Origin of the sequence: Enterococcus sp. DIV0240d, assembly GCF_051711245.1 — a bacterium.
GTDB classification, from domain to species: Bacteria; Bacillota; Bacilli; order Lactobacillales; family Enterococcaceae; genus Enterococcus_D; species Enterococcus_D casseliflavus.
Map to the genome: position 1 here is coordinate 3304894 of NZ_JBIOMG010000001.1, position 21406 is coordinate 3326299.

Consider the following 21406-nt stretch of genomic DNA (forward strand, 5'->3'; position numbering starts at 1 on the left):
AGGAGAAAAACAAATGCAGGTCATCACCCTTAAAGAACACCCTGACTACTTAGCAGAAGCCATTCGTTACTTCCAAAAACAGTGGGCTGGTCCCGACTCCCTCATGGTTTATGAGGATAGCCTGACCCATAGTTTTTCAGCAAATCCTTTGCCGCAATGGCTGCTGCTGGTCAACGAAGAAATCGCAGCAGACGGACGTTATCAAATCATCGGCTGCGGTGGCTTGATCCCCAACGACTTCATCAGTCGGATGGATTTGACCCCTTGGCTTTGCGCCTTGTATGTGGACCCTTTGTGGCGTGGCCAAGGCGGTGCCCGCCTTTTGATCGAAACAGCCAAGCAACGTGCTGCTGGAGCTGGTTTTGATTCTCTGTATCTATGTACGGATCTTTCTACTTTTTATGAGAAATTTGCTTTTGAACCGATCGGAACAGGCTACCATCCTTGGGGAGAGTCTTCCACCATCTATCGCTGTTCTCTCACCTAAATGAACAAAAAAAAAGCTGTGAACAAAAATGTTCACAGCTTTCTTCACTCACAGTACTATTGCTAGTAGAATACCCTATCTCCACAAAAGGAATATTCCGACACCCTACAAATCCGGTAGGTTGCTTACGCGGTGTGCCTCTGCTATCAATCTGGTCAGCTAATGCTAGACCTTCTCGACTCGTCGCATGAGGATTACTTTACCATAAATTTAGTCGGAATACTACTGTTTTTTATAAAATTAAAACTGCTGATAAGCATTTCTCAAGAAAGAGTGCCTATCAGCAGTTTTTCATGAATCAATTGTTACTTTTCAAATAGAAACATTCCAATTGATGGATAAAAAAACTTAGGATAAGAAGGTCGCTACTTTGGTCGTAATCAAATCGATGGCTACGTGGTTTTCGCCGCCTTCTGGTACGATGACATCGGCATACCGTTTGGTCGGTTCGATGAATTGATGATACATCGGTTTTACCACCGTCAAGTATTGTTCGATCACAGAATCCAATGTCCGGCCACGTTCTTCCATGTCACGTTTGATTCGGCGAATGATTCGAATATCATCGTCTGTATCAACATAAAGTTTAATATCCATTAAATTACGCAATCGCTCATCTTCTAGAATCAAGATCCCTTCCAAGATAATGACTTCTTTGGGTTCTTGAATGATCGTTGCTTCGCTGCGGGTATGCGCAACATAATCATAGACGGGTTTTTCGATCGTTTGATATGCAAGCAGCTGTTGCAAGTGATCGATCAACAAATCAGTATCAAATGCAAAAGGATGGTCATAGTTGGTGTTCAACCGTTCTTCAAAGCTCAGATCACTTTGGTCTTTATAGTAGGAATCTTGTTCAAGCATCATAATAGAATGGTTGGGGAAATGATTAAAGATCGCCCGACTCACGCTTGTTTTTCCACTACCTGATCCACCTGTCACACCAATAATAATGGGCTTGCCATTCGTCATTCAATTAACCTCTTTCATCTTAAAAAATTCACACTGGTTCTATTATAGCGAAAATTCGGCAAATTACTACTGTTTCTGTAGAATCAGTGCTGCAATAAAGGAAGTAATTGCTGCAAACGTTCGATCTCATAAGTAGGCTGAATCTCACCACTGTTTTTTTTCTTTGGATTGAACCAAATCGTATCGATCCCTGCCAGTTGTCCGCCTAAGATATCTGAAGTCAGTGAATCGCCAATGATGACTGTTTCTTGTTTTTTAACGTTTGGTATGCGAGCAAACACATAGTCAAAATATTCTTTCATTGGTTTTTGATACCCTGTATCTTCTGAAACAAAAATATCACGGAAATACGGCTTTAATTTGGCATCTTCCAAGCGGCGATATTGGGTTTCAGAAACCCCGTTCGTCACCACATATAGGTCAAAATGCTGCGCCAACTCCGCTAAGATCTCATCACTGTTGTCTAACAGTTTATGTCCTTCATTTAGAAATTCCCGATAGGCCAATTCAACTGCTGGACTATCGACCTGAATGCCTTGCGTTTCAAAAAACAAACCGAAACGCTCATTGATGACTTGGTCTCTCGTGATTTTCCCTTGCTCAAACTGCTGCCACAAATCATGATTGATCGTTTGATAGCTTTGTTTGCGCTCTGGGGTCATTTCCAAGCCATGAGCTTCAAATAGTGCTTTTAAGGCTTGATCTTCGGTATCTTGAAAATCGAGGATCGTGTCATCGACATCAAATAATAATGTTTTATACTTCATTTTCTCCCTCTTTCTCAGCGGAAATGCGCCGCCAGTCCTTTTAATTCTTCTTGCGTCAGCGAGCGATAACTCCCCACTGCTAAATCATCTGGTAGAACCAGCGAACCCATCGCTGTTCGTTTCAGCTGAATGACTTTTTTCCCTCGGGCTAAAAACATCTTTTTCACTTGATGGAACTTGCCTTCAGCAATTTCTAACGAAACAAAGGAACGAGCCGCTCGGGCATCGATGATCGTTAGGGCAGCTGGTTTGCAAGTGACACCACCATGAAAGGTGATCCCTGTGGCAAATGCCGCCACATCTTCAGGAGTCACCAAGTCATTGACCACCACTTCATATCGCTTGGTCACCTTTTTCGTAGGATGCAGCAAGTCATAGCCTAACTGACCATTCGTCGTAACTAATACCAACCCTTCCGTGTCCCGATCCAATCGACCGACGGCATAAAGATCTGGGTGCTGGTCCTTTGGTGCAATCAAATCGATCACTGTCTGGTGCTGTTGATCAACATTCGCTGTAACGACACCATTGGGCTTGTTGACGATATAATAGCGTTCCTGCGTCTCCAACTGACGTCCCGCAACGATGATTTGATGGATGGCGCTATCGACATTGCGCTCAGGTCGCCCTTCAATCCTTTGATCCACGAGGACTTTTCCTTGCTGAAACAACCGTTTCATCTCTTTACGAGAAGTATTCAATTGTTGCTCGATCACTTTATCTAAACGCATAAATTTTTCTCCATAGTGGCTATTATAGCTCAGGATCTAGCGAAAGAAAACTGCCAGGATTTCAAATGATTTGACTTTCTTTGTCTTTTTGCGTAAGGTTAAAGAGTAAAGTAAATATAGTTTCTCATACACAGCGTTATGACCTGGTGGAGAAAAGTTGAACCAAAACTTTCTGGGGCAGTTGTGTACACAACTGCCCTTTTGCGTGTTTTCACTCACGTACCACTTAATGTGCAGAGTTAACAAAATTTGCTTAAAAAATCTCGTTATTAACGAGAAAATTTTAGGAGGAATTGAGTTATGTCAGTATCATTAGAAGTTACGAAAAGAGAAGTTCGCCCACGTTCTTTACGGAACAAGTTGCGCCACGAAGGAAAAGTACCTGCAATTGTCAATGGGTACAAAGTAGAAAGCACACCGATTGCTGTCAATGCAGCAGAATTAGAAAAAATCTTGCGTGAAAATGGATTGAATACCGTAATCACGATCAGTTTAGAAGGCAAAAAAGTCAATACACTGATCAAAGAGTATCAATCAGATACCTTCACACGCAATTTAACCCACGTTGAATTCCTATCTGTCGATATGAATGAAGAAACAGAAGTAGAAGCAGAAGTAACCTTAATTGGCGAATCTGCTGGTGTCAAAGCTGGTGGTGTTCTAGCACAAAACTTGTATACAGTCGTTGTATCAGCAACACCAGACAAATTGCCTGAACGTGTTGAGATCGATGTAACGTCATTAGAGATCGGCGATTCATTAACAGTGGCTGATCTGCCTAAGAACGACGAGTACACGATCGTGACCGATCCAGAAGAACAAATCGTTGCGGTTACTGAACCACAAGAAATCTCTGAAGATGAAGAAGCTGGCGAAGCTGCTGAACCAGCAGTTATCGGTGAAGACGAAGAATAATCATAGAACATCGTTCTTAAGATCGCGTCTTCAATCAACAGACACTTCTAAGAAATGCAAGACTCTTGAAGGGCTTTTCCTTTAAGAGTCTTTTTCATTCTTACGAAGAGCTGGTGAGCTGCAACTGACTATTTTCCACTGAAAGACGCCATGGGAAAGCTTGGTCCAGCCAACCCAACAAATTTTTAAGAAAATAGTTAAAATGCGTCGCTGCCCAAAAAGAAAAGCAGAAGTAGTTGCATTTTTGACGGTTCTTCATTATGATAAATAGACAAATTTGATGTTATTGGCAAGCCTACTTGAAGGAGGGGTTTTTATGTTTGAAACATTTGATGATCACCGCAGCCGCTACGCTTCTGGCGGGATTGTTCAAACACTGCCTGGCGAACTGATCGATAGTATTTGGTTAATCATCGATCTCGATTTAAAAGGGTTTATTCCGTTGACAAATCTGCTCACCTTTGAAGTCCAAAACAATCACGGTCGTGTCACACTGCTTTTTTCTCAAGCACAAAGTCAAATCGAACTCGGCGTTGATCTGCCTTACCGTTATTCCGACCTCTATCCCCAAAAAGTCTATGTGTATGACGATGGGCAGCGGCAAACGATTTTATTGCCTAGCGAGACTCGTTAACAGCGCTTCGTGTTTCTCTTTTTATAACGATACTTACATAAAAAACCACCCTTTTTATTTTAAAAGGTGGTTTTTTTTGATTCCTTCCTCTCATTTAATTCTATATTATACAGGGTTCGAGCAAGCAACCAATGACTCCCCCGTTTTTTATTACGTTTTATTGACTATTTTTTGTGTGTTAAAATAACGTGTGAAGTTCCCTTATAATAAGGACAGTTGCAAAATTCAGCTGAAAGAGGTGCCTAGTTTTGAAAAATATCCTTGAAAAAGGTATTATGCAAATGCTGCGTCTGTCCACGATGCTCTTGAGCGAAAATCCCCTTCCTTTGAATAAAGCTGCTGCCGATCAAAATCTTTCCGTCAAAACGATCCGTCGGCTACTGTCCAGTTGTTTAAACGAGGACCCTTCCTTCCATTATGATGTGCAGCAAGGACACATTCGTGCCTTTCATGATTTGCAGCAGCCCCTAGCCAGCAAAAACTTCCCCCATACAGAAATGCTTGCTGCATTGTTTAATAAAAGTACAAACTATCAGTTGCTCTTGTTACTGTTAAAAATGCCGACCATTTCCTTTGCAGACCTCCACAAGCGGTATTACCTGAGCCCCTCCAGTTTGCATCGGCGCTTTTTGTCCTTTTCTTTTTTTTTGGCACCTTATCATCTAAGGATCGACCGTCGCAGTTTTCCTTTGATTACTGGTAATGAACGGCAACAGCAGCGCTATGTGATTTTTCGACTCACCCTCTTAGCAAGCCCGACGCTTTCTTCTAATCAAGCGTTTCAAGAACTGAAGCAGATTCATCAGTTGCGGGCAAACGCTTTTTATCCCAACACCCCCGCCACGTTTACTCAGCAAGTTTATCCAACATGTTTTGTGCCGCGTTTTTATTTAGTTGGTGAACGCAGCTATTTATTTTTGTGGCAACAGCTGCTAGCACTGGAGCCTTTTTATGTGCCAACAGAAGAAGCCTTCCTTTTGCGACGAATCATCACGCCGATTTTGTCGGAGCATCCGCTCCAGCAGCCATTAGAAGTGCTTTTGTCGAAAATTTTCCAAGCCCATCTTTTGGGCGCCTTGCTGGAAGGCAATTTATTTGTCTATCCGCCACTAAATTCTTGCCTATCTGAACGTTCCCAACGCTTGGTCCAGGCTTTTTTGACTCAGCTTCCCCATTACGAAAAACTCTTAAAAAAGCATCCCGAGTTACCCTTACTCTATGAATGCATTTGGCAAGAGCTCTCTTTTTTCCAACCGATCATTGCCTTTCCGCAAAAAAAAGAGCGTCCGCTTCAGTAGCGACACGCTCTTTTGAGGTTCATTTAGTTGGCAGTGAATTATTTAGCGTCAGCATCAACGATTTTCACTGAACCTTGCCATTGTTCTTCCACAAAGTCTTTGATTTCGTCTGAATGCAGCACTTCGATCAATTTCTTGATTTTGTCGCTATCTTCGTCACCACTGCGGACAGCGATCACGTTGACATAAGGCGAATTATCCGCTTCTAATAAAACAGAATCATCCGCTGGGTTCAAATCGATCCCGAATGCGAAGTTCGCATTGATGGCAATTAGGTCTGCTTCGTCGTTTTGATAAGCAGTCGCCAAAAGAGATGGATCGACGTCATGTTTAAATTCTAAGTTTTTCGGATTTTCAGCAATATCATCAAAGGTTGCCGTTTCTGTATCAACGCCGTCTTTTAAAGTGATCAAGTCAGCATCTTGTAAAATCGTTAGGATACGACCCCAGTCAGATTCAGAAGTGGAAGTAAGAACCGTTGCACCATCTTCTAGTTCTGAAATATCAGAGATTCGTTTTGAGTAAAGACCCATTGGCTCGATATGGATCGCACCAGCATTGACAAAATCATAGCCATTGTCTGCGATTTGTTTGTTCAAGTAAGGAATGTGTTGGAAGTAATTGGCATCGATATCGCCATTTTCCAATGCTTTGTTTGGCAACACATAATCATCGAAGGTTTTGATTTCAAGATCAATGCCTTCTTCTGCTAGTAAAGGTTTGGCTTGTTCTAAAATTTCCGCATGAGGCGTAACTGATGCACCGATCACTAATTTTGTTGATTCTCCCTCAGCCGCAGATGAGTCAGAGCTTCCTGAATTTGAGCCTGTCCCACAAGCTGCTAAAGCGGCAGTTAACAATAAGGTTGTTGCAATACCAAAAATCTTTTTCATATCCATTTCCTCCCATATTTTCCACTTTTTGTTCTTCGTTTCATTTACCGTTTATCGGTGGCTTTCGCAAGGAAATCGCCGATTCCTTGGATAATGAAAACGATAATTAAAATAATCACTGTTGCAACAAGCGTAACAGTGTAATTCCCACGTTGAAATCCTTCTTGCCAAGCCAAAGCGCCTAGCCCACCGGCACCGATCGCGCCTGCCATGGCAGTATAACCAATCATTGAGATCGTTGTGACCGTCAGTCCTGAAATCAATGCTGGAACACTTTCGGGAATCACGATCTTGTAGATGATCTCCCAGTAACTAGCACCCATCGCTTCCGCTGCTTCAATCACACCAGGATTGACTTCACGAAAAGCAATTTCCACCATCCGAGCATAAAACGGTGCCGCAGATAAAACTAATGCTGGGATCGCTGCTTTTGCCCCTAGGAATGAACCGACTAATAATGTTGTAAACGGAATGATCAAGACCATCAAAATCATGAATGGCGTTGAACGAAAGGCGTTACTGATGATGGAAACCACGTTATAGAAAATGTTGGCTCCCGCTGTTTGTTTACGCCCTAGTGAATAAAGCGCCAATCCCAGAAGCAAACCGATCACGACCACTAAAACCATGGAGAAGAAAGTCATAAACAAGGTGTCTAGGGTTGCTTGCTGCATATTGGTCCAGTCGACCTTTTCAAAATTAAAATAGGTTTCTACAAATGACTTATCCACGTTCAATCACCTCCACGCCTACTTGCTGCTCTTTGAAAAAGGCGATCGCTTTTTCGATCTCACTTGCTTCACCTGTCAATAAAACCGTCAAGCCGCCAAAGGATCCCTCATTGGTTTGTTGGATCTTTCCGTAAACGACATTGACATCGATCTGGAAGCGACGGATTGCTTGTGAAATCACTGGTTCATTGGCGTTGTCTTGTGTAAAAGTCAAGGTCACTAAATGCCCTTGCGGATTTTCTCGTAGGAAGGCTTGCCGTAATTCTTCAGCATCTTCTTCTGGCTCCAAATCTTGCTGAACAAAACGTTTGGTCACTTCCTGCTGTGGGTTACGGAAAACCGATTGCACTGACCCTTCTTCCACGATCTGCCCATGCTCCATCACCGCGACCTTATTGCAGATTTTGCGAATGACGTTCATTTCATGGGTAATCAGGACGATCGTCAAATGCAATTTTTTATTGATGGAAAGCAAGAGATCCAACACTTCTTCTGTTGTTTGTGGATCTAACGCACTCGTTGCTTCATCACACAGCAAAATTTCTGGTTCATTCGCTAGTGCACGAGCAATCCCGACTCTTTGCTTTTGTCCGCCAGACAATTGTGCCGGATAGGCATTCTCCCGTCCTTCCAACCCAACTAATTTAATCAGCTCTTGCGCTCGTTGACGGCGTTTTGCTTTTTCAACGCCAGCCAACTCCAATGGCAATTCAATGTTTTCCGCCACCGTTCGAGACCATAAAAGATTAAAGTGCTGAAAAATCATGCCGATTTTTTTGCGGAAGTTTCTCAATTCTTTGTTTTTCAATGCCAAAATGTTTTGACCGTTAATGACTACATCTCCTGCTGTCGGCAATTCTAGGCCGTTCAACAAACGTACTAATGTACTTTTCCCAGCACCAGAGTAACCGACGATTCCGTAGATATCGCCTTTTTCCACTTGCAGTGAAACATCATTGACGGCGTGGACAGCCGTTTGCTTTTTGCCGAATGACTTTTTTACATGCGACAATTCGATTAATGCCATGTTATTCCCATCTTTCCTCTTTGGTTGGTTAAACACAAAAAAAGCTTTCATCCTCTGTACATTATACTGTTACAAAGGACGAAAGCACAACTTCCGCGTTACCACCTTGATTTACTGTCGATTCGCATCAACAGCCTCGCTCAGTACTTGAATTGCTTCGCATACTGCTGCACTGTAACGGGTGCCTCCCGTGATAGGCTTGTTTCCACTCACCTATCATGCTCAAAGACCATCTTCCATCCTCTCTCCGTTGCCCATTTGCACCAAACAGGGCTCTCTGTGTACGTTAAGAACATGTACTCTTCTTTTCAAAGCATTCATTTATTGAGCAAATTATAGCAACGTCTTATCCGACTGTCAATTCTTTTTGAAAAAATAGTCGTTTTTACAGCTTTGACTTACAAGGCTTCAAATTGACTTGGGTCAACCTCTTTGAAGCTGACCAGCCAAGCGTTCATTTCGTCTTCATCATTTAAGGTATCAATCGATTGATCGATTTTTTCATTTACGGAAGAAATCACGCCCGTCAAAGGACTTGGAAATTCACTGACTGCTTTTTCCGCTTCCAGCTCAACAAGGGTCTCTCCTTGTTTTAAAGCAGTTCCTGCTTTTTGAATCGAAGCAAACGTGACCGCACCAAGTTCTTCTTGCGCTTCTTTTGTTAAACCGACACAATATTCTTTCCCGTTAAACAAAACCCACAAATTATCTTTTTTTCTTAAGCATTTCTTTTCCATGATTCTAGTAAGACTCCTTCATATTCATTTTCTTTAAATCCATTAATCAAAAAGCGGTCGCCGCTAACCAGCAGTGGGCGCTTGATCAACATACCATCGGTTGCCAGCACATCGGCTGCGTCTTGGGCAGTCATGGTCGGCACTTTTTCTTTTAATTGTAATTCACGGTATTTCATGCCGCTTGTGTTAAAGAAACGGGTTAACGGTGCTTCGCTTGATTGGATCCAAGCCAGCAATTGTTCCGGTTGAGGCGGTGTAGCTACCATATCGATCGCTTCAAAGGGAATCTCGTGCTCTTCTAACCAACGCTTCGCATTTCGGCATGTACTGCATTTTGGGTACCAATAAAATGTAATCATGTGAACTCCTTAAAGTGTTTTTGGTGCGGTCTCAGCTTGATAGCGCATCGATAAAATCAAACCGATCCCAATCATATTGCTTAATAGGGCAGATCCTCCTTGGCTGATAAACGGCAGTGGAATCCCCGTCAACGGTAAGAGACCGATGTTTGCGCCAATGTTTTCAAACACATGGAAGAGAATCATCATAATGATCCCAGTTGCCAAGTAGGCATAAAATTCATTGTTGGTATCGAAACATACGCGGATCATTCGATAGATCAAAATAAAATACAATAAAATGACAAACGCGCTGCCAATAAACCCAAAATTCTCACCGATCACCGAAAAAATCATATCGGATTCTCGGACTGGTACATACACATCGCTGACATTAAATCCTTTCCCGAACATCCCACCAGAGGCGATCGCCATCAGAGCATACGCCAATTGGAAGGATTGCCCTTGGGTATCATGAAAAGGATCTAGCCACGAATCGATACGGGCGAATTGGTATTCTTTAAAGATTCCTGTATTGTACAAAAACTCGCGACCAACATCGGTAGTCACTAAGAAAATCGTTCCACCGCCGAGAATCACAAATGCCGCAATCACTGGCACGATGATTCGCCATGAGATTCCTGACATCAAGAAGACCCCACCGAAAATCGCTAGAAAGACCAACATCGTACCAAAGTCATTTTGTAAGGTGATCAGGATCAGGACTGGGATCGTGACGGCCAACATTTTTGCAATCAGTAACCCATCTGTTTTCAGATCCCGTTCCCGATGCTTGACATTGTGCTGCGTGACGACTAACGCCAACATCATGATATAGGCGATCTTCATCAATTCTGAAGGCTGCAAGGTAAAAGGACCAAAACTAAACCAGTTTTTCGACCCTGTCGAGGCAGCCATCGTCCGGTTGTAAAATTTCAGCAGCGCCAGCATAACGGCTAGCCCAGCCCCATAAATATAGGGCGTCAATTTCCAGAGCCATTTTGATTTGATCTGCATGATAATGATCACGGCAACAACGCCTAACACATACCATAAAGCTTGAAACCCTAACATTCGCAGCATATTCGGGTTATTCGGATCGTGTGTCAGCGCCACATACAGGGACGCCAAACCAATCAGACATAATAAAAATACGGGTAGAATCACACCGTAGTCAATTCGATTATCGTTCGTTTTTATTCGTGAATTTTCCATGTCCACACTCTCTTCTGTAGAATCTTTATCCATTATAGTGATAATTGAGGAGAAAAGAAAGGATTGTCCATGAGCATTCACAAAAAATTTAGAAACTTTAATGATTTTCGGGAAAAGAGGGTTAAAAACAATCCAAAATTGTTTAGAATTACAACGAAATAATCGCTGAATTCGTCCATTCTTCTTATTAATCAAATACCTTATTCTATGTATTCTTCTTTATTTTTGATAAATCTTTGCTCTATGTAACAGAATAAAGCAACTTTAACTCCATGATAGATCCCCGCCTAGTTTTCGTTTCAAATAAATAGCAACAAATGACTACTTTTTACAAAATATAAATTGATATACGACAATCGTATTTACCACATTAATGTGGTAATGAAATGTTATTTACGCCACCATATAATTTCACTAGAATACAATTAAGGAAGCGCTTCCGGAGGTGAACCAATGATTTTAAGTAATTGAGAACAGCTACTGTTGCAATTGCTATTAGAACAAAAGGAGTTTCGCCCTGCATCTTTTTTTCAAAAGCAGTTAAATGTATCCCAAAAAACGGTTTATAACAATTTAACGACTTTAGAAAAGAAACTAAAAGATTCGGGACTAGCTATCAAAAAAGTACCAAGAAAAGGAATCTTTTTATCTGGTTTTGAATCAGCGAAACAGAATGGTTATCGATTGTTAGCAAAAAAAGAGACTAAACTCGAACTATTTTCACCTAATTATCGTAAAATCTTTATTTTCGCTAACTATCTGTTTTCAGTAAAGCCAATGCACTATCAGGAATTCTCTGAATATTTTTATATTAGCAACCAGTCAATAAAGAAAGATGTTGATGAAATCGTTGCTTTCTGTCGATTCCATCACGTATCTACAAAAATGACTACTAGTGGACTCAAGCTAACCTCAGTTGAATCTGCTACTCAAAACGTATTCAAATCTTTTTTAGAGCAGTATACCGACGCCAAAGCCAGTGAAAATCTTTTGGTGAGCAATCTCTTTGACTCTAAGGTACTTGAATTAACGAAGAAATTTGTCTCAGATATGACTCAAACAATCGGTCATCCAGTCAATAATTATTCTATTGAATCCTTGAAGCTTTCATTGCGAATTTTTCTTTCAAGACTTCTTATAGATAAACACATTGAAAAACAAGAGCATCTAGTATTTGACGAACTTAGACGAATGAAATTCTATATGATCGCGGTCGATTTTTCTGAAATGATCCAACAGCAACTACCTGTTCAATTTAGTGATACAGATATTCAATATGTATGTTCCCTGTTATTAGCACACGGTATCGAACCTTTTGGACAAATGGATGAGCCTCACGAATCTATTATCACAAATTGTACGAAACAAATTATTCAAAAAATGTCACATATGTTAAACGCAGATCTGACACAAGATAAATTATTACTGCAAACATTATTGGCTCATATCGTTCCCATGATCCATCGATCAAAGACAGGCATTTTATTGAAAAACCCACTGATAAAAAGTATCAAAAAACAATACTCAACAATGTATACATTGACCAAATATGCAATTGGAGATTTGGAGGAGCGATTTCAAATCTCATTAACAGAAGACGAAGTCTCTTTTCTGACGATCCATTTTCAGTTAGCCTTTGAAAAGATAAAAATTACTAACCATATACTAATTGTTTGCCAATCAGGTTTTGCTACATCGGAGTTGATTTTTAACCGTATCAAACAGACGATCGCTGCTGATACCGTATTGGAGATCATTCCTTTAAGTAAACTGGCCAGTACATCTCTTGAGACTGTTGATCTGATCATATCAACTATTCCATTGGACATTACAGCACCGCCAGTTATTTATATTTCGCCGCTTCCTACTACCGAAGAAATAGGAAGAATCTCAGCAAAGATATCTAATCTTAATGAGAATGAGAAAAATTTTTACTCAAAAAAATACCAGAAAACGACTTTATTACAAAAATATTTAGATCCTACTTTCCTTTTTGTCAAAAAAAAGTTTCGAACAAAAAAAGATGTACTGGATTTTTTAGCAGATGATTATCTGAAAAAAAAGCTTGTTACAACAAAATTTAAGCATTCTCTATTTGAACGAGAGGAACTAGGAAGCACTGGATTAAAGACGGGAGTAGCCATTCCACATGCTGATCCACATACAGTGAAAGAAACAAAACTTGCTTTTCTCACCCTCGATGCGCCAATTACTTGGGGAGACACAAAAATCCAACTAATTGTTTTGCTTGCGATTGCTGAAGAAAACATGATCGAGGCAAAAGAGTTGATCGCTTCGATTTACGGATTGTTTAACTCAGCCGAAGAAATTCAATGGATCGTTAATAGTCAAACGCAAGAAGAACTGTATCAAAGATTGTTAAGAGGAGGAAATTGATCATGTTTTTTGATCACCAAATCGTGTTACTTGAAAAAGATTCTAAAACAAAAGAGGAAGCTTTTCGACTATTAGCAGACGAACTCATCAAAACTCATTGTGTAAATGATCAGTTCTATCAAAATATCGTACAGCGAGAAGAAACCTTTCCTACAGGTTTAAAAATCAACGGCATTGGGGTAGCGATCCCACACACGGACAGCAAATTTGTTTTACGATCCCAAGTCGCTTTTATGTCACTTGCCTCTCCCCTTTCATTTATTGAAATGGGTTCACAAGAAAAGAAAATCGATGTATCCCTGTTGTTCATGCTTGCACTGAAGGAACCACATGAGCAATTGGGTATGCTGCAAAATCTTATCTCTATGTTTCAAACACCAGGGGTTTTGGAAGCCCTATCCTCAGTAACGACTAAAGAAGCGTATCTTTCGATTATTGAAAAAAATGGACTGCAATAAAAAGGAGGAACAATTATGTTAAATGCATTACAGTGGTTCGTTGATCTAGGTTCAATCGTTGTTTTGCCGATTTTAATTTTTATTTTTGGAATAATTTTGGGGACAAAACCTAGCAAAGCCTTTACTTCAGCTTTAACTGTTGGTGTTGGGTTTGTTGGATTGAATTTGGTGATTGACCTTCTAAGCAGCAGTTTGGGTCCCGCAGCACAGCATATGGTCGAACGTTTAGGATTAAATTTGACAACGATTGATGTCGGATGGCCTGCCGCAGCGGCAATTTCTTACGGGACGATTTTAGGAAGTCTTGCGATTCCGATTGGTGTGGTCCTAAATGTTCTACTCATCATTTTAGGGCTGACTAAAGTATTGAATGTAGATATTTGGAATATTTGGCACGCAGCCTTCATCTCTTCTCTGATTTATGCCCTCACTGGAGATTTTGCAATGGGGATCGCGGCGACCGTCATCTATTTGATGATGATTCTTTTAATGGGAGATATTTTAGGTCCGATCATTAATAAGTTCTACGGGTTTCCTAATATTACTTTTCCTCATGGTACCGCCGCACCAGGATTCATCTTTGCACTACCGATGAATTGGCTCTTTGATCATATTCCAGGACTAAAAGATTGGAAAGCAGATCCAGAAACCATTCAGAAAAAATTTGGTGTCTTTGGCGACTCTACTGTTATGGGCTTTTTGATTGGTCTCATCATGGGAATACTTGCCGGATATGACACAGCAGGGGTCGGCCAATTAGCCGTCCAAACAGGCGCTGTGATGGTTTTGATGCCCAAAATGGTGGCTTTACTGATGGAAGGTCTAACGCCTATTTCTGAATCTGCAAATGAATTCGTCAAAAAACGGTTTCCTGGAAGAGAGCTTTACATCGGTATGGATGCAGCATTATCGGTTGGTCATCCAGCTGTCCTATCTTCCTCATTGCTTTTAGTTCCGATCACTATTTTGTTAGCCGTAGTTCTACCAGGCAATACGACCTTGCCTTTTGGTGATTTAGCAACTATTCCCTTTCTGATTTGCTTGATGGCTGCTATTTTTGGAGGAAACATCATTCGAACAGTAATTGCTGGAACGATTTATATGGTAAGCATTCTATATATTACTTCGTGGGCAGCACCGCTTGTCACTACTGCTGCTCGATCCGCAAACTTTGATCTACAAGGAAACTCTATGATCACTGCTATGGCTGAAGGTGGTTTATGGACCACATTCCTTTATGTCGGCTTAACCAAAATATTAAGCTGGGGCGGTTTAGCCATAATTGGCGTCTCTGTTTTGTTTGGATTGATTTATGTAAATAAAATTCGTCCCAAGAAACAAACATCGAAATAATAGGAGGAAATGATAATGAAAAAATTACTGATTATGTGTGGCACAGGTGTTGCAACTTCAACGATTGTAACAAATAAGGTAAAAGAATGGCTGAAAGAAAAAGGATTAACTGATCAAGTGAAACTGTATCAATCCAAAGTGGCAGATGAGATGAATAAAATTGATAACTATGACATCGTGGTGAGTACAACGGTTGTTCCAGACTCAATCAAAGATCGTGTAATTATGGGGCTACCGCTCTTAACAGGGATTGGTACAGAAGAGATGTACGCGGAAATCGAAAAGAAAATCAAAGAGTAAGGAGAATGCCCTATGTTGGTCACAACAAAAGAACTATTCGCACATGCAGAAAAACACAACTATGCATTACCCGCAGCAAATTTTTTCGACTTAACTAGTGCAAGAACATACGCGGAAACTGCTGAAAGTTTGAACAAACCTTTGATATTGGCCTTCGCTCAATCCCATATGAACATGTTGACTTTAGAAGAGGCTGCCATGATTGGAAAATTTTTAGCAAAAAAAAGCACTACACCTATCGCTCTGCACCTAGATCACGGTACCGATGAAGAGGTCATCAAAAGAGCCATTCATTTAGGTTTTACTTCCGTAATGATTGACGCTTCTGAGGAGTCATTCGAAGAAAATGTCCGTCGGTCAAAGGAGATCGCCGATTACGCTCATAAAAATGGTGTCGTTGTTGAAGCGGAAATCGGGCACGTTGGGTCGGAAAACAGTCTGGAATCAGCCCTAAATAGTCAATCTATTTACACAGAACCTTCTGAGGCTGTTGCATTTGCCAAATTAACCGGTGTTGATTCGTTGGCAGTTTCTATTGGCACCTCTCACGGACATTATCAAGGGATACCCAAAATAAATTTTGACGTTTTAAATGAAATACACCATGCCGTCAATGTTCCTCTTGTTCTGCATGGCGGATCCTCTTCTGGCGATGAAAACCTTGAAAAATGTGCCTTAGAAGGTATCCGTAAAATAAATATTTTTACGGACTTCGTCACTGCTGCTATGAATGAAATTCACAAAAATCAACCAAATGACTATTTCGATCTACTTCACTCAGCAAGCAATGGAATGTCCAAGACACTCGAGCACTATTTTACAGTCTTTCATACCAAATCTTATCGTGAAGGAGAAAGCTAATGAAAAAAAGAACTTTAAGAACGCCATTCTTTGTCGTCAATCCCAAAGCCTATCTTTATGGAAAACAAGCATTGGCATTGGCAAAAGCTGCTGATGAGTTGTCGTCTTTATATGACATCGACATTCTATTTACTGTGCAACAAGCAGACGTTTCTCTAATTAAACAGGCAACAACACATTTATTCATCACTGTTCAACATTTAGACGGAATCGAAATCGGTCGAGGAATGGGTTATGTTTTACCCGAAGCAGTGGCAGAAGCCGGTGCTGAAGCTACCTTTTTAAACCATGCTGAACACCCCATGACATTGCAAGAACTGACTAAAGCGATGCAACGCTCAAATGAATTGGGAATTTTAACAATTGTTTGTGCGAATTCATTGACTGAAGCAAGAGCCGCAGCTTCCCTAAAACCCGATGTGATGGTTTGCGAGCCAACAGAACTAATTGGGACAGGACAAACCAGTGATCTTCAATACATGACGGAAACAAATCGTGTTGTTCGTGAAATTGATCCAGAAATCCTAATTCTGCAGGCAGCTGGTATATCTAGTGCTGCCGATGTTGAAAAAGCTTTGTCGTCAGGGGCTGATGGCACTGGGGGGACAAGCGGCATTGTGCAAGCAGAAGATCCAGTTCAAACCCTTACAGAAATGATCAAACAAGCGGTGAAGTATAAAAAGGAGGATTAACACTGTGAAATTTTTAAAAGAGCAACTGACGTTAACTTCTAACGGGAATCGAGTGTCTTACCACAACATCACAGAAGAAGTGAAAACGATGGTTGAAAAAAGTGGAATTTCAAATGGAATCTGTCTCGTACAGTCTCCTCATACGACCTGTTCGGTTATCTTTGAAGAATACATGCATGATACAGACTTTAACGGAGATGAATTTCTTCAAGTTGATTTAAACCGAATTCTCGATAAGATTATTCCTCGTGAGTTATCAGAAAATACCGATTACCGTTATCCTGGACCAAAGCATTTAGAATTTTTGATGAGTCTGGACGATCCAAACTACCCAACAGATCCAGCAACGATTTTAAACGGCGATGCACATATTCGCTCGAGTTTTTTCGGTGCAAGCGAAAGCTTTATTTTAAGTAACGGCAAGCTAGAGATCGGTTCCGTAGGCTATATCTATTTTGTTGATTTCGATCAAAATCGTGTGCGAAATAGGACATGCCATGTAATGCTAATGGGCGAATAAAAACAGTTACCGGGTAAACCAGAAAAAATTGAGATTACTTATCGCATGCAAAAGAAAAACCATGAATCCTCTAAAAGAAGATTCATGGTTTTTCATTTCTTATGCCAGCTGCAGGATTCGAACCTGTGACCTACGCGTTACGAGTGCGTTGCTCTACCAACTGAGCTAAGCTGGCGTTGTATGGCACAAAGAAAATTATATGCAAAAACGGTTGTTTTGTAAAGAGGTCTGCTGAAAAAAATCTACTTACTGAAATTTTCCGAAAATTGTGATATAATAGAAGTATCAAGGAGGTTTTTACATGGCAACATTTGGTAAATTCGAAACAACAATTGTCCCGTCACAAGAAGGTTCAACGTTTGAGGTCGCTACTCCTGTCATGTTCACGTTCCATGGGAAGAAACAAACTGGTACCATCACAAAGCAGTTGAAAAACTCTGCGGTGGTCGAGCTGAACGAAACCCCAGAAAACCAGAAATTAGTTTCGCAAAGTAATGGTGTATTGATCATCAATTACAAACAATTAACCAAACTATAACCCGTTTATGTAAGGAGAAAATCAGTTGATTTTCTCCTTTTTTCATTGTCTGATTTTATGAAAAGCTAAAAAAAGCCATGGATAACCGATCGAACCGTTTTGGCTGTCGATCTTCTTCCATGGCATCATTGACGAGGCAAAACTTCAGTTGCCTTTGTCTTATTTGTATTGATTTATTTTGTACCGAATAGACGGTCACCGGCATCGCCCAAACCAGGAACGATATAGCCGTGTTCATTTAGGCGTTCATCAAGATTTGCAGTATAGATGTCAACATCTGGATGGGCATCTTGCAATGCTTTCACGCCTTCTGGTGCAGCAACTAAGCAGACGAATTTCATGTTTGAAGCGCCGCGTTTTTTCAGTGCGTCGATCGCCATGATCGCTGAACCGCCCGTAGCTAACATTGGGTCAACGATAAATAATTGACGTTCATCGATGTCTTCAGGTAATTTTACGAAGTATTCGTGTGGTTCTAGCGTTTCTTCATCACGGTACATCCCGATATGACCAACTTTTGCGGCTGGGATCAATTCAAGGATACCATCAACCATGCCTAGACCTGCACGCAGGATCGGAATGATCGCTACCTTTTTACCAGATAGTGTTTTTTGTGTTGATTCTTCAATTGGTGTTTCAATCACTAGATCTTCAAGCGGCATGTCGCGAGACACTTCATACGCCATCAACATTGCGATTTCATTAACAACTTCACGGAAAACCTTTGTTCCACAGTTCTTGTCGCGGATCATTGTTAATTTGTGTTGGATCAGCGGGTGATCGATTACTTGAAATTTACCCATTTAAAAAAATCTCCTTTGGTTTTTCTCTTATTTTAAAGCAAATCGGCTCTTGTTACAACCATCTGCCACAGGCAATACTGCTTTTCCTCAAAAAAAGGATTGTGTTAGAAGGAAGGAGACAAGACGGCATATAACACGCCTCTGCGTTCATTCTAGCCCCTTTTTCACTTTCGGTGATCAAAGAGCTGTAGCGCAGGAAAAACGCTTGAGACGTCTTGTCTGACCTTAACTTCTGTCACAGTCCCCTTTTATTTATTTTTATAAAGTGGATAGTTGTCCGTCAATTCTTTGACTTGCGCCGTGACTTCTGCCAAAACGGCTTCATCATTTGGTTTTTCTAAAACTTTGACGATCAATTTCGCCACTTCGACACAATCTTCTTCTTTAAAGCCACGACTAGTGATCGCTGGTGTCCCCACGCGAATCCCACTCGTTTTGAAAGGACTTAGTGATTCGAAAGGAATCGAGTTTTTATTGACGGTGATATTGACTTGATCCAGCAAAGCTTCTGCTTCTTTGCCGTTCAAATCAAAGCCGCGCACATCGATCAATAATAGGTGATTGTCTGTTGCACCAGAGACCAAGCGGGCTTGTGGTGCTTGGTTGAAGACTTTCGCCATTGCTTGTGCATTGCGGATGACTTGCTCAGAGTACTCTTTGAACGACTCATCTTGTGCTTCTTTAAAAGCAACAGCTTTCGCTGCGATCACGTGCTCTAATGGGCCGCCTTGGATACCAGGGAAAACGGCACTATTGATTTTTTTCGCTAAGTCTTCATCATTTGTTAAAATCAAGCCGCCTCGAGGGCCGCGTAATGTTTTATGGGTCGTAGAAGTCGTGATGTCCGCATAAGGAACTGGGTTTGGATGAAGACCAGCCGCTACTAAACCAGCGATATGCGCCATATCCACCATCAATTTTGCGCCAACTTCATCAGCGATTTCACGGAACTTCGCAAAATCGATCGTACGTGAGTAAGCACTGGCACCAGCAACGATCAGTTTCGGTTGATGCTTACGCGCCAAAATACGAACGACATTGTAGTCGATGACTTCTGTTGCAGGATCAACACCATAACTAACAAAATTATAGGTCTTGCCGCTGAAATTCACTGGTGAGCCATGAGTCAAATGACCGCCTGCGGAAAGATCCATCCCTAATACTGTATCGCCTGTTTCGATCAACGCTAAATAAGCTGCTGTGTTGGCTTGAGAACCAGAATGCGGTTGAACATTGGCATATGCCGCACCGAAAATACTTTTCGCCCGTTCAATTGCTAAGTTTTCTACCACATCAACAAATTCACAACCGCCATAGTAACGACGACCTGGATAACCCTCAGCGTATTTATTTGTCAAAATACTACCTTGCGCAGCCATTACACCTTCTGAAACGATATTTTCAGACGCAATCAATTCCAAATTGTTTTGTTGACGATTCGTTTCTTTTTCGATCGCTTGCCACAATTCGGGATCAAACGTTTGATAATCCATGCTTACAACACCCCTTTACCTTAATGGTAGCATTGTATCACATTTCTTCATAAGCTACCTATAATGAATTCTGGTTTTTTGCTAATTTTCTTGAAAGAAACTTTGATTTGCAGCTTTTTTCAACCGATTCATATAAGCAGCCCCTAAGCCGCTTTCTGGAAACGTGGGTGCAAATAAGACATCTAACTCAGCAATCGATTCATCTAACGCCCGTAAACCAGCAAACAGCCCTTTTGTCGCGGCTTCCACACTGTCATCAAAAAATAAATAGATGGCTGCAGCTTCAAAGCGGACTTGCTCGGCGATCGTTGGTCCAGCTAAAACCCCTACCTTAAACTGTTGTTCTTTTGCCCAAGCCATGGCTGCCGGCCAATCTTGGTCATTGACCATCAGGACATTGGTATTCGGTGCATAGTGCTTGTATTTCATGCCCGGCGCTTTGGGTGCTTCACTTTCTGTTACTAAGTGCTGATCGACGAGGACTTTTGTTTGTAAAACTGCTTCAAGCTGTTCTTTAGAGATCGCACCAGGACGTAAGATGATCGGCGGCGCCGTTGGGTCACTCAAATCTAAGACCGTTGATTCGACACCGATCTGCGTCACCCCATCATCCAAGATGCCAGCGATTTTGCCTGCCAGATCATGCTGAACATGCGCAGCTGATGTTGGGCTTGGTTTACCAGAAGTATTCGCGCTAGGGCCAACCAATGGCTGTTGGGCTTGTTTGATCAACGCTAACGTCTTGGTGTTGTTTGGCATCCGAAAAGCCGCTGTGGATAAGCCGCCAGTAACAATGCTAGGTAAACTGTCTTTTTTGATCGAAAAGATCAAGGTTAAGGGCCCAGGCCAGAAAGTTTCCATCAATTTATCAGCAAAAGGATGCTTGTTATCCACAAACGGTTCCAACTGCTCTGGCTCGGCAATATGAACGATCAAAGGGTTGTCACTAGGTCGCCCTTTGACTTGATATACTTGCGCAACAGCCGTGGGCAAAAGCGCGCTAGCCCCTAGTCCATAGACGGTTTCCGTCGGGAACGCCACCAATCCCCCCTCAGCTAAAATAGCTGCTGCTTCGTTCAACTGTGTTTGATCAAAAATTTTTGTTTCCACAATTTATCCACATCCTTTTTTGAGAAGTTTCCACACTTATCAACATTTTCTCGTTTCTTTTCCACATTTTGTGGATAAGTCGTTTGTCAAGTGTGGATAACCCTGTTTATAACTCGGTTTATTTAGAAGTCGTTCA

24 protein-coding genes, 1 tRNA gene and 1 other annotated feature are annotated in these 21406 nt (G+C 41.3%); of the genes, 12 read left to right on the forward strand and 13 right to left on the reverse strand.

The genetic code is table 11. The features are described from left to right. Nucleotides 1-13: 13 nt before the first annotated feature. Nucleotides 14-487, forward strand: a complete 474-nt coding sequence (locus IGJ25_RS15870; protein ID WP_005227930.1) for a GNAT family N-acetyltransferase — start codon at nucleotides 14-16, stop codon at nucleotides 485-487. 348 nt (nucleotides 488-835) lie between these two features. Here IGJ25_RS15870 and udk read toward each other — a convergent pair whose 3' ends face one another. From udk to IGJ25_RS15885, 3 genes are all read right to left on the reverse strand, one after another. Beyond that, on the reverse strand, nucleotides 836-1459 hold the full coding sequence (udk, locus tag IGJ25_RS15875) for a uridine kinase (RefSeq protein ID WP_005227927.1): 624 nt from the start codon (nucleotides 1457-1459) through the stop codon (nucleotides 836-838). Between the two features lie 83 nt (nucleotides 1460-1542). Next, entirely contained in the window at nucleotides 1543-2226 is a 684-nt protein-coding gene (locus tag IGJ25_RS15880) for a YjjG family noncanonical pyrimidine nucleotidase (RefSeq protein WP_016609901.1), read from the reverse strand. A gap of 14 nt (nucleotides 2227-2240) precedes the next feature. Then, nucleotides 2241-2957, reverse strand: coding sequence for a 16S rRNA pseudouridine(516) synthase (locus tag IGJ25_RS15885; RefSeq protein WP_005227924.1), 717 nt, complete (start codon nucleotides 2955-2957; stop codon nucleotides 2241-2243). Nucleotides 2958-3257: 300 nt separating this feature from the next. Between IGJ25_RS15885 and IGJ25_RS15890 the strand changes: the two genes are divergently transcribed. The 3 genes from IGJ25_RS15890 to IGJ25_RS15900 all read left to right on the forward strand — a co-directional run bounded on the left by IGJ25_RS15890 (nucleotide 3258) and on the right by IGJ25_RS15900 (nucleotide 5804). Then, the gene (locus tag IGJ25_RS15890; protein ID WP_005227923.1) at nucleotides 3258-3872 is read left to right on the forward strand and encodes a 50S ribosomal protein L25/general stress protein Ctc; all 615 of its coding nucleotides are present in this window, start codon (nucleotides 3258-3260) and stop codon (nucleotides 3870-3872) included. A 316-nt stretch (nucleotides 3873-4188) separates the two neighbouring features. Beyond that, the gene (locus IGJ25_RS15895; RefSeq protein WP_005227922.1) at nucleotides 4189-4506 is read left to right on the forward strand and encodes a DUF960 domain-containing protein; all 318 of its coding nucleotides are present in this window, start codon (nucleotides 4189-4191) and stop codon (nucleotides 4504-4506) included. A gap of 248 nt (nucleotides 4507-4754) precedes the next feature. Beyond that, nucleotides 4755-5804, forward strand: coding sequence for a helix-turn-helix domain-containing protein (locus tag IGJ25_RS15900; RefSeq protein WP_225001292.1), 1050 nt, complete (start codon nucleotides 4755-4757; stop codon nucleotides 5802-5804). Nucleotides 5805-5842: 38 nt separating this feature from the next. On the opposite strand, the gene IGJ25_RS15905 is transcribed toward IGJ25_RS15900, so the two are convergent. The 6 genes from IGJ25_RS15905 to IGJ25_RS15930 all read right to left on the reverse strand — a co-directional run bounded on the left by IGJ25_RS15905 (nucleotide 5843) and on the right by IGJ25_RS15930 (nucleotide 10745). Beyond that, on the reverse strand, nucleotides 5843-6697 hold the full coding sequence (locus IGJ25_RS15905) for a MetQ/NlpA family ABC transporter substrate-binding protein (protein WP_010749087.1): 855 nt from the start codon (nucleotides 6695-6697) through the stop codon (nucleotides 5843-5845). Nucleotides 6698-6741: 44 nt separating this feature from the next. Then, nucleotides 6742-7428 carry a methionine ABC transporter permease gene (locus IGJ25_RS15910; RefSeq protein WP_081116877.1) on the reverse strand — a complete coding sequence of 229 codons (687 nt, stop codon included), beginning with the start codon at nucleotides 7426-7428 and terminating at the stop codon, nucleotides 6742-6744. After that, on the reverse strand, nucleotides 7421-8455 hold the full coding sequence (locus IGJ25_RS15915; protein ID WP_005227918.1) for a methionine ABC transporter ATP-binding protein: 1035 nt from the start codon (nucleotides 8453-8455) through the stop codon (nucleotides 7421-7423). Before IGJ25_RS15915 ends, IGJ25_RS15910 begins: the two co-directional genes overlap by 8 nt. Nucleotides 8456-8526: 71 nt before the next feature. Beyond that, nucleotides 8527-8776: a binding site (T-box leader), on the reverse strand. A 77-nt stretch (nucleotides 8777-8853) separates the two neighbouring features. Continuing rightward, entirely contained in the window at nucleotides 8854-9192 is a 339-nt protein-coding gene (locus IGJ25_RS15920; protein WP_010749086.1) for a glycine cleavage system protein H, read from the reverse strand. Continuing rightward, nucleotides 9174-9551, reverse strand: a complete 378-nt coding sequence (locus IGJ25_RS15925; protein ID WP_010749085.1) for an arsenate reductase family protein — start codon at nucleotides 9549-9551, stop codon at nucleotides 9174-9176. The genes IGJ25_RS15920 and IGJ25_RS15925 overlap by 19 nt, the downstream gene beginning before the upstream one ends. Before the next feature lie 9 nt (nucleotides 9552-9560). Next, on the reverse strand, nucleotides 9561-10745 hold the full coding sequence (locus IGJ25_RS15930; RefSeq protein WP_010749084.1) for an FtsW/RodA/SpoVE family cell cycle protein: 1185 nt from the start codon (nucleotides 10743-10745) through the stop codon (nucleotides 9561-9563). A 483-nt stretch (nucleotides 10746-11228) separates the two neighbouring features. On the opposite strand from IGJ25_RS15930, the gene IGJ25_RS15935 reads away from it, so the two are divergent. From IGJ25_RS15935 to IGJ25_RS15965, 7 genes are read left to right on the forward strand one after another with little or no spacing between them, the layout of a single operon-like run. Beyond that, nucleotides 11229-13142, forward strand: coding sequence for a BglG family transcription antiterminator (locus IGJ25_RS15935; protein ID WP_413118905.1), 1914 nt, complete (start codon nucleotides 11229-11231; stop codon nucleotides 13140-13142). 2 nt (nucleotides 13143-13144) lie between these two features. After that, nucleotides 13145-13600, forward strand: coding sequence for a PTS sugar transporter subunit IIA (locus tag IGJ25_RS15940; RefSeq protein WP_005233600.1), 456 nt, complete (start codon nucleotides 13145-13147; stop codon nucleotides 13598-13600). 15 nt (nucleotides 13601-13615) lie between these two features. Next, nucleotides 13616-14953, forward strand: a complete 1338-nt coding sequence (locus IGJ25_RS15945; protein ID WP_225001290.1) for a PTS galactitol transporter subunit IIC — start codon at nucleotides 13616-13618, stop codon at nucleotides 14951-14953. A gap of 15 nt (nucleotides 14954-14968) precedes the next feature. Next, complete coding sequence (locus IGJ25_RS15950) at nucleotides 14969-15253, forward strand: PTS sugar transporter subunit IIB (protein ID WP_015510443.1); 285 nt, start codon at nucleotides 14969-14971, stop codon at nucleotides 15251-15253. A gap of 12 nt (nucleotides 15254-15265) precedes the next feature. After that, a complete protein-coding gene (locus IGJ25_RS15955; protein WP_225001289.1) occupies nucleotides 15266-16114 on the forward strand; it encodes a class II fructose-bisphosphate aldolase in 849 nt (282 codons plus the stop codon). Further along, the gene (locus tag IGJ25_RS15960; RefSeq protein WP_249850389.1) at nucleotides 16114-16806 is read left to right on the forward strand and encodes a triose-phosphate isomerase; all 693 of its coding nucleotides are present in this window, start codon (nucleotides 16114-16116) and stop codon (nucleotides 16804-16806) included. Before IGJ25_RS15955 ends, IGJ25_RS15960 begins: the two co-directional genes overlap by 1 nt. A gap of 4 nt (nucleotides 16807-16810) precedes the next feature. Then, entirely contained in the window at nucleotides 16811-17326 is a 516-nt protein-coding gene (locus IGJ25_RS15965; protein ID WP_005227898.1) for a YjbQ family protein, read from the forward strand. Between the two features lie 102 nt (nucleotides 17327-17428). Here the strand turns inward: IGJ25_RS15965 and IGJ25_RS15970 are convergent. Continuing rightward, a tRNA-Thr gene (locus tag IGJ25_RS15970) sits at nucleotides 17429-17501 on the reverse strand. 126 nt (nucleotides 17502-17627) lie between these two features. On the opposite strand from IGJ25_RS15970, the gene IGJ25_RS15975 reads away from it, so the two are divergent. Beyond that, a complete protein-coding gene (locus IGJ25_RS15975) occupies nucleotides 17628-17864 on the forward strand; it encodes a hypothetical protein (protein WP_005227896.1) in 237 nt (78 codons plus the stop codon). A 173-nt stretch (nucleotides 17865-18037) separates the two neighbouring features. On the opposite strand, the gene upp is transcribed toward IGJ25_RS15975, so the two are convergent. From upp to IGJ25_RS15990, 3 genes are all read right to left on the reverse strand, one after another. Beyond that, nucleotides 18038-18667 carry a uracil phosphoribosyltransferase gene (gene upp / locus IGJ25_RS15980; protein ID WP_005227894.1) on the reverse strand — a complete coding sequence of 210 codons (630 nt, stop codon included), beginning with the start codon at nucleotides 18665-18667 and terminating at the stop codon, nucleotides 18038-18040. A 248-nt stretch (nucleotides 18668-18915) separates the two neighbouring features. Then, nucleotides 18916-20160, reverse strand: coding sequence for a serine hydroxymethyltransferase (gene glyA, locus IGJ25_RS15985; protein WP_005227890.1), 1245 nt, complete (start codon nucleotides 20158-20160; stop codon nucleotides 18916-18918). An 81-nt stretch (nucleotides 20161-20241) separates the two neighbouring features. Continuing rightward, complete coding sequence (locus IGJ25_RS15990) at nucleotides 20242-21270, reverse strand: L-threonylcarbamoyladenylate synthase (RefSeq protein WP_005227888.1); 1029 nt, start codon at nucleotides 21268-21270, stop codon at nucleotides 20242-20244. Between the last annotated feature and the right edge of the window lie 136 nt (nucleotides 21271-21406).